A 7,798-nucleotide genomic window follows, 5' to 3' on the forward strand; every position below is an offset into this window, starting at 1 on the left:
GCTAACGGTATGTAGAGAGCAAGATAACGAATCGTTGCCGTATGGGCAATGGGTAGGATAAAGATAAGGACACCCATGCAGAATAGGATAGCGTGGTCTATCCATAAAATTTTCTTGACATATTCTTTTGTTGCTATGCGTACAATATTTTTTATTTTTGCTGTATCCATCGGTTATCGCTTATAGATCGTATTTCAATATTTATTCGGGTAAGCAAGCCTGCTATTTGCCCATAATGTATTCTCTATGTACCACTTTACGGTTTTCTCCATGCCTTCGAGGAAGGACGTTTCAGCTTTCCAGCCAAGTTGCTCTTTTATTTTGTCCGAGTTCAAGGAATACCTGTAATCATGACCGGGTCTGTCTTTTGTAAATTCTATTAAATCTTCTGATTTTTTAAGAAGCCTCAAAATCGTTTTAACTACTTCGATGTTTCGTTTTTCTTCTCTGCTGCCTATATTATATATTTCTCCAATTGTACCCTTTTCCAATATTTTGAAGACAGCGTCTGCACAGTCGGATACGAATAGCCATTCCCTTATATTTTGTCCGGTTCCATAAACCGGTATGCTCTCATTATTCATTGCCTTTAATATTGCAACCGGAATGAGTTTTTCTGGATACTGCCATGCACCGTAATTATTGGATGGTCTCACTGTTATTACAGGCACTCCATATGTCCTGTAATATGCCCTTCCGAGCATATCGGCAGATGCTTTGCTAACCGAATAAGGAGAACTCGGGTTTAAGGGTGTTGTTTCATAAAACTGTCCTTTTTCTTTGAGCTCACCATATACCTCGTCAGTGGATATATTAATAAATGTTTCAACTCCGCAATTCTTTGCAACATCTAACAGGATGTGGGTTCCTCTTACATTTGTATCTAAAAAAGGAGATGCATCCAGTATGCTTCTGTCAACATGGCTTTCTGCTGCCCAGTGGACAACAGCATCGGGCTTTTCTTTTTTAAAGATGTCTTCAATAGATTTTTTGTCTGTTATGTCTGTATTGTAAAAAGTAATCTCTCTTCTAACCTCTTCTATTCTCGCCATATCTCCTGCATATGTAAGCTTGTCAACCAGTGCTATTTTATATCCCCTTTTTACTCCCTGTCTGACAAATTCGCTCCCGATAAAACCTGCCCCACCTGTAACCAGAAGTTTTTTCATTTGCCCCTTGCCTTTTTAATAAATCTGTCAATCCCATATTTCCAATCGGGCATATTAATGCCCAATGCCTTTGATATCTTATCATTAGACATTGCTGAAAAGCAAGGCCTCCTGGCAGGCGTGGGGAAATAATTAGAGCTCACAGGCAGGACTAATCCATCCCATCCGAGTTTTTCCATGAAGTATTTTGCAACCTCATATCTCGCGGCATAGCCGCTGCTGGTAAGATGATAAATTCCCTTTAAGCCCTTCTCTATGGCAAGCATTGTGATTTTTACAACATCTTCTGTATATGTAGGAATGGATATCTGATCGCATACTATTTTTAGCACTTTGCTCTGCTTTGCCCATTCCGATAATTTATGAAGGAAATTCTGCCTGCCTTCTCCAAATACCCAGCTAACCCTGAATAATAAAAAATTATCTATTTCTTCTGTTAAGAACCTTTCACCCGATAATTTGCTTTCTCCATATTTATTGATCGGGTTTGGCTTATCATCCTCTACATAGAACTTCTCTTTTGTCCCGTCGAATACATAATCCGTACTGTAATGCACTAACAGGGCATTATTTTTTTTGCAGGCAGAGGCCAGATTTTTAACGCCGATAGCATTTGTTTTAAATGCCGCATTAAAATCTTCCTCAGCCTTATCCACTAAATTGTAAGCTGCACAGTTTAAGACAACATCTGGTCTGTAGTGCAGAAAAGTCTTTGAAACAGCATCGATGTTTGATATATCCAGTTGCCCTCTATTCAGGGCAACTACGTGGTGATGGCTGTAATTAAAGGATTTGATGAACTCACTTGCGAGCTGCCCATCTGCTCCGGTGACTAAAAACCTCATGCCTCCCTCTGTGAGTATTCGAAATTATTATCAGCGCGTTTCAGTGCCGGATATTTTTTGTCTCTATCTGAAAGAAAGGGCTCCTTAACAGGCCACTGGATTTTGATGTCAGGATCGTTCCATATTATACCCCTTTCATTTTCAGGGGAATATTCTGCTGTGCATTTGTAAACAGTTTCAGCAGAGTCGCTTAAAACAACAAAACCATGGGCAAAGGCAGGAGGGATATAAAGCATAAGATTATTTCCTTCGGAAAGCTCGACACCAACCCACTGTCCATAGGTTGGAGAGCCCTTTCTGATATCCACTGCTACATCGAATATCCTCCCTCTCGGACATCGCACCAATTTCCCCTGCGCATGCGGATCTTTCTGGTAATGGAGTCCTCTTAAGACATTTTTTGCCGATTTAGAATAATTGTCCTGAACAAAGTGTTCTTTTATCCCAAAATTGGCAAAGTCCGAATATTTGTAGGTTTCCATAAAGAAACCCCTTTCATCGCTATAGATTCGAGGAATTATAAGAATAACCTCAGGTATCGAAAGCCTCTTGAAATCGAAAGGCATCAAGTCTCCTTAGTTTATTACTGATTTGCCACTCTCGATAGGTATTGACCATACCCGTTATTTTTAAAAGAATCCGCAAGTTTTAACAGTTGTGTCTTATCGATGTATCCCAGACAATATGCGATCTCTTCTATGCACGCAATTTTCAAGCCCTGCCGTTTCTCTATTGTTGCTATGAACTCACTTGCATCTAAAAGACTGTCATGAGTCCCTGTATCAAGCCAGGCATAGCCCCTACCGAGAAGTTCGACTCGCAGCTTGCCATTTTTTAGATATTCGGTGTTTACGTCTGTTATCTCGAGTTCACCCCTCCATGACGGCTTAATATTTTTGGCAATCTCTATGACATTGTTATCATAGAGATATAAGCCGGTTACGACACAATTTGATTTCGGAACCTTAGGTTTTTCTTCTATGGACAAGACCTTTCCATTTTTATCAAATTCAACAACTCCGTATCTTTCAGGGTTGTTTACACAATAACCCAAAATTGTGGCTCCACCTTCTGTTTCTATATCCACAACCGCTTTTTTGAGCAAGTCGGTCAATCCATGACCATAAAATATATTGTCTCCCAGGATGAGACAAGCATTATTGCTGCCTATGAATTCCTCGCCTATTATGAATGCCTCTGCAATACCATTGGGATGCAATTGTTCCTTATAGGAGAAATAAAGTCCCAAATGGGAGCCATCGCCTAATATGTCTTTGAACCTTGATAAATCCTGAGGCGTTGAGATTATTAAAATATCCCTTATGCCAGCGAGCATAAGCACGGAAAGTGGATAATAAATCATAGGCTTATCATAAACAGGCAATAACTGTTTACAGACAGCCATTGTTATGGGATATAGTCTCGTTCCGCTTCCACCTGCTAATATGATACCCTTCATTTTATTAGCTTTTAATAAAAAGTTCTATTGTTTGACCGCTTTGCAAAGTAGTTCACCACTATACCCAAACAGCTTAAAAAGCTTAAGCATATTTCTTATTATATATTTTTCCACAAACTTTGGTACATGATAGCCGTAATGCTCAAGGCTTTTAATAAAGGGAGCGACAGATCTCTTTAAGAGTATTTTCTCAACCGCGAACCCCGCGTTATTCAGAAGTTTCTTGAGTGTTTCAGGTGAAAAGTGATATAGATGTCTCGGGGCATCTATATGCCGCCATTTTTCTCTAAAAATTACCAGTGCCTCGAAGCTTTTAAAATTTGGGACATTGATAAGAATAATTCCACCCGGCTTTAGTATGGCGAAGGCCTTTTTCAAGGCCGATGCAGGGTCGTTAAGATGCTCTAATACATGCCTTAATGTAATGATGTCGAAAAAATTCTCTGGCAAATTTGTATCAAGGAAATTGCCTTCTATTATGTTTATGTGTTCGTGTTCTTTTAAATGTTCCAGCGCTTCGTTTGGGAAGTCGATGCCATAAATCTGTGTGCATGCATCCCATCCGAGGGACTTAAGGGACAACAAATAGCCGCCGTTTCCACAACCAACATCTAATATCTTTTTAGTCCTGTCGTACTGTATCCTGTAAAGAAAAAAATTGTCTTTAAGGTTTATTTCCAGCAATCTATGGATGTGTCTCAGCTTTGTCATCAAACTTGCCGGGACAAATTCTTTGCATGGATAGCCATAGAAAAGCTCTAATGCCCTGCGTAGAGGCAACTTAAAAGCAGCGTCTGTGCTGATAGACTTATAGGGAATATAGGTTTTAGGGTAATACTGTTCGAGGTTGACAGGTTGAGGATTTATGTATACAAGGCCGCAGTTTTTGCATTTAACTATATTAAACTCTTCATCTGTTGTACGATAATTTAAATCCTTTGCCTTAAAGACAAGGGTATAGTTATTGTTGCAGCATATATTGCACGAAATATTCTTCACCATAAAATTTTCATTATAAACCATTAAAGCCTATTCTATTCAGCAGGTCAGCCATTTTATCCTTATACGTACCAAAACTCAAAACTTTTTTATAACCATTCGATGCGATTCTTTCCCGCTCCTTATCGTTTTTAAGATAATACGATAGTTTATCTTTTAATTCGCGAATGTCTTTAAAGGTTTCGATTTCCTCTCCTGGCTTGAAATATTCCCTTATGCTGCCGGAATCCTCGGTAATTAAAAAAGTACCGCATGCCGGAATATCAAATATCCTCAGGTTTAGCCCGGATAAATTCGATGTATCCCATTGGGATATATTTATTGCTATCTTTGTTTTATTATACAATTCCACAAGTTCTTCGCCCCAAATGCCGTCGCTTTTTACCATCTTGCGTATCGTAGAATTTAATATATTTTTTCTTAACCATTTGGGGCCGTAAATTGAAATTGGATAGTCTGTTAATTCCTCTATGATGTCCTGTCTTCTTTGAGTCCAGCTTCCCACAAACACAACGTCATTGGTATATTGCTTATCGGAACCGGTATGGAGCGGCCTGTAAAGGCTGTCATTCAAGGCTATGGCAGACAGATGCTCTATTTTGTCTTCAGCGGTATATCCTTCCTTGTGGATGCAGAAAAAGCGGTCGTAAAATTTTGCCTCGGAAAGCATGAGATCAAACCATTTAGGACCCTTGACCCACCAACCGACAATTTTCTTAATTCCATATCTCTTCTTCAGGTATTGCAGATATGCTCCGTCAAATCCATGCCCTCTCAAAATGAAGAGGATGTCGGGCTTAAATCCGGCTACTGCATTTTCTAAAAGCTTCTGGCGGAATTTTTGATTGTTCCATGGAGAATTTTTTGATATGTCAATTTTTTTCAGGCCGAGGTTCCAGAATATCTTGTTCACAGGTTTGAAAAGATATTTCTCTAATGGACTGTTGATGCCGCTGTTAAAGCAAAGCACTTCACAGCCGAGGGCCTGTAATGCACGTGTGCACGATGTGCCGAGCGGGATACCGTTAGGTCCGAAAAAATAGCTTACAACTATTTTGGGAAAATTTCTCATTCGTGATTTTTATTGTTTATATATATTCGTCAGGAAATTATACAATTTTTCGCTTAAGACTCTGTAATCTCTTTGTTCCTTTACTATTTTTCTGCCTTTCATTCCCATCTCAAATATTTTTTCCTTTGGTGTGTTTAAAATTTCTTTCACGGCTCTTTGGATATCCGTTTTTGTGAAGCTGCAAAAGAAAGCGCTTTCATCATTGAAAAGGTAAGTATATTCTGGCAGATAATTTACTAGGGCAGGAACTCCAATGCTGTAATACTCCAGTGTTTTTGTCGGTGAGGAGACATTGTACAGATCATTTTCAGGGATTAATCCTATTCCTATATCATAGTCTGCTATCCGATTAAAAAGCTCCTTTCTTGGGATTGCAGGGTAAACGTTTATCCTTCCATCACCCATATTTTTTATTTTTCTGGTTGTTTCATTGCTGCTCTGTGTAAATATATCCAGGACAAATTCTTCTTTTAATTCTGAAATGGCTTCAATGATTAAATCTGTCTTCCTGAGGCGATCGACCGTTCCGGTGTAAATCAATTTTTTTATTGGATTGCTGTCAGGCTTATATGATGGCAGGTCGTTAAAATTAACACCCATGGGAAGGGGCAAATAATTGATATCCGTGTCCGGGTAAAATGTATCTTTAAACTCTTTGGACATGACAATAAGGAAGTCGCATTTTTTAACAAGTTTTTTTTCAAGATAGGTTTTTATCTTGTATTCTATGGCTTTCCTGAAGACAGCCCTATTCTCTTCTTTTGCCTCAAATAACCGCCTGAAGGTGTGGGGAAACGAGTGCCAGAAGCCAACATGGTAATTGTAGCGGCCTTTATTTTTTAAGACATCTTTTAGCACCGGGAAGAAATTTCTTGCGATAACGCTGTCTATCTGATTCAGGTCGATGATTTTATTCAATTCTCCGGTTATATTTTTCCTCTTGTATGAATAAGGGATATAAATTTTATTTTCTTTTATGCGAATACTGCCGGAAGTCTTGGTAAAATAAACGATATAAACCGTGCATAATTCCTTGAGATGCGTTCCGAAGATGCCCTCGATGGAAGAGTGATTTGAATTTTCAAACTGATCTGTTATGCACAAAATCTTCATACTGGCTAAAGACCTCATCAACAGTTATAAGCCTCATGGCGCTGTTATCTCTTTTTTTCTTCGGCAAACTGGCTATGAATCTGCCATTTTTCTGAATAATTCTGTGTATCTGATGATCCTGATATGCACCTGTAACCTTGCTGTCGGCTGCAGAGAAGAGAGAGAGTGTTGGAATCCTTATTGCAATGGCAAGATGCATCGGGCCTGTATCGCCTGTGATTAAAAGCTTGAATCTCTTTATTAGATAGGGCAATTCATCGATCCTGAATTTTCCGCAGCAGTTTATCACCCTTGTGCCGCAGGCTTTAACAATTTGTTCTCCCAGTGCATATTCTTTTTTTATCCCTGTAATTACTATTCTGGTATCAGGATCTAAGGATAATATTTTTTTTGCTAACTCTATGAAGTTCTCAACAGGCCACATATTATAAACATGGGATGCACCAATTTGAAATCCAATAAGATTATCCTCATCGTTTAAAAAACTCTTAACTTTCGCCTCTTTTGTTTTATCAGTCGAAGGAGGTATTTCCATGGATTTATCAATAATTGTCCCCCCTATTTTTCTGACTAAATCGAGCCTGTCTTCAATTGTGTGCTGGTATTTTTGCTCAAATTCAAATGACAGATATTTTTTGTGAGGACTCATGGTGGGATGCTTTAAGATGAGGTTTGCCCCGCTTAAAATTGAGAATGCAATATCCTGAGGACCATTCCCGTGAAATATTAAAGCAACTTCAGGTTTTTCCTTCCGGAGTGCGGCTATTGTTTTAAAAAATTTTTTATACCCTCCATGATACAGTACTATGTTATTTATATACGGGAAATCATTAAATAACGGAGCTATGTCTTTATGTATTAAGGCGGTTATCTTTGCTTCAGGAAAGGACATCCTGAGGCTTTTGATGGCAGGAGTGGAAAGAAGGGTATCCCCCAGCGCAGTAGAAGATATAACCAGAAAGCGATTTGGTTTGAAATTCAACTCATCTTTTTTCTTTAGCTGGCCGGGATGTTTTTTAATATGCTTTTTTATATAGGAGTCTAATAATTTATGAAAAAACCTATTCACTTTTCTTTATTTTGAGATAAAACTCCGAAAGAACCGAATTTGTATATATTAACATCCTTTTTTTAAACCACG

Annotated in this window: 8 protein-coding genes; all 8 read right to left on the bottom strand. The window is 38.6% G+C overall.

The features are described 5' to 3' along the window. Positions 1-194: 194 nt before the first annotated feature. Positions 195-1,169, bottom strand: a complete 975-nt coding sequence (gene rfbB, locus V7L97_RS10175; protein WP_333655636.1) for a dTDP-glucose 4,6-dehydratase — start codon at positions 1,167-1,169, stop codon at positions 195-197. Then, a complete protein-coding gene (gene rfbD, locus V7L97_RS10180; protein WP_333655637.1) occupies positions 1,166-2,014 on the bottom strand; it encodes a dTDP-4-dehydrorhamnose reductase in 849 nt (282 codons plus the stop codon). The genes rfbB and rfbD overlap by 4 nt, the downstream gene beginning before the upstream one ends. After that, on the bottom strand, positions 2,011-2,580 hold the full coding sequence (gene rfbC / locus V7L97_RS10185; RefSeq protein WP_333655639.1) for a dTDP-4-dehydrorhamnose 3,5-epimerase: 570 nt from the start codon (positions 2,578-2,580) through the stop codon (positions 2,011-2,013). The genes rfbD and rfbC overlap by 4 nt, the downstream gene beginning before the upstream one ends. A 17-nt stretch (positions 2,581-2,597) precedes the next feature. Beyond that, on the bottom strand, positions 2,598-3,473 hold the full coding sequence (gene rfbA / locus V7L97_RS10190) for a glucose-1-phosphate thymidylyltransferase RfbA (RefSeq protein ID WP_333655642.1): 876 nt from the start codon (positions 3,471-3,473) through the stop codon (positions 2,598-2,600). A 24-nt stretch (positions 3,474-3,497) separates the two neighbouring features. After that, positions 3,498-4,475 (bottom strand): class I SAM-dependent methyltransferase, encoded by a 978-nt coding sequence (locus tag V7L97_RS10195; protein WP_333655645.1) that lies wholly within the window; start codon positions 4,473-4,475, stop codon positions 3,498-3,500. A gap of 10 nt (positions 4,476-4,485) precedes the next feature. After that, the gene (locus V7L97_RS10200) at positions 4,486-5,544 is read right to left on the bottom strand and encodes a CgeB family protein (protein WP_333655647.1); all 1,059 of its coding nucleotides are present in this window, start codon (positions 5,542-5,544) and stop codon (positions 4,486-4,488) included. A 9-nt stretch (positions 5,545-5,553) separates the two neighbouring features. Next, positions 5,554-6,402, bottom strand: a complete 849-nt coding sequence (locus tag V7L97_RS10205) for a glycosyltransferase family protein (protein ID WP_333655650.1) — start codon at positions 6,400-6,402, stop codon at positions 5,554-5,556. A gap of 223 nt (positions 6,403-6,625) precedes the next feature. Continuing rightward, positions 6,626-7,726: a glycosyltransferase family 9 protein gene (locus V7L97_RS10210; RefSeq protein WP_333655652.1), complete on the bottom strand. Its 1,101-nt coding sequence runs from the start codon at positions 7,724-7,726 to the stop codon at positions 6,626-6,628. Positions 7,727-7,798: the final 72 nt, after the last annotated feature.

The organism is Dissulfurispira sp., assembly GCF_036745535.1.
Lineage (GTDB): Bacteria > Nitrospirota > Thermodesulfovibrionia > Thermodesulfovibrionales > Dissulfurispiraceae > Dissulfurispira.